We start from the raw sequence: 980 nt of genomic DNA, 5'->3' as shown, positions 1-980 counted from the left end.
GATTAGAACGAACGCTGCAGACGGAAGTAGCCCGTCGTGGTGTCGTCGCCATCTTCCGGATCGAGCCACTGAACCGAAGCCTTGGCGTAGAAGTTGTCGACGATCTGGTAATCAACCGTCAGACCAGCCTTCCAGGCATCGCCGAGACCGTCGAAGTCTTCCGGAACTTCCGTGCCACCGCCGAAGTAGTTGCCGTAGTACTGAACGCCCGGGGTGATCTTGAGCTTGTCGGTTGCCTTGATAGCGTATTCGGCAGCGATAGCCCATTCAGCTGAGGAGTAGTAGGAGTTCGGGCCGGAAGAGTAAACGCCGGCGAGGCCGAGCGTACCGGGACCGATGTCAACCGTACCCATTGCACGGATAGCGCCGTCTTCGTTGTCGAAGTCCCAGCCGCCAGTGACCTGGTAGCTGAATGCGCCGGCAGTGCCGCCAACGCCGAAGGCAACGCCGACATTGTTCGGACCATCGTCCGCAGTAAAGTCGGTGGTGCCGGGAATGACGCCGGGAGTAAAGGTACCCTGGTAAACGCCGTCTTCCAGTTCATCGACGCTGATACCAGCGTAGAAATCGCTGGTTTCATACTGATAGCGGATCGAGTTGTGGAGCGTTACGACCGAACCGATGTCGTCGGTTTCGCCAGAGAGACCATCGTCCCACCAGCTGTAGAACAGACCGGCGCGGAAGCCCGCGACGTCGAGGTAAGCGGAGTCGAGGATGGCGTCCTGATCGGTGGCATTGTCAGCATTGAACTGCATGACGATGACGCCGGTCAGCGGACCATACTCGGTGTCGCTCTTGGCCGTGAACTGAACCTGACCGCGGGTGACGGCATCCCAGTCCGAATCGCCGCCGACATCTTCGCCAACGTTGACCTGGAAACGGATGTAGCCTTCGATCTTGAGGCAGGTTTCGGTGCCCGGGATGTAGAAGTAGCCGGTGCCGTAAGCGTCGCAGACGCGAACATATTCAACCGGTTCCGG

1 protein-coding gene is annotated in these 980 nt (G+C 59.1%); it reads right to left on the bottom strand.

The window, feature by feature from the left end; all coding sequences use genetic code 11:
* Positions 1-2: 2 nt before the first annotated feature.
* On the bottom strand, positions 3-980 hold a 978-nt coding region (locus C3Y91_RS03425; RefSeq protein WP_168574985.1), incomplete at its 5' end, for a porin.

The sequence above is a fragment of the Rhizobium ruizarguesonis genome (genome assembly GCF_012349115.1).
GTDB lineage: Bacteria > Pseudomonadota > Alphaproteobacteria > Rhizobiales > Rhizobiaceae > Rhizobium > Rhizobium ruizarguesonis.
This window is presented reverse-complemented; position numbering and strand designations above follow the sequence as displayed.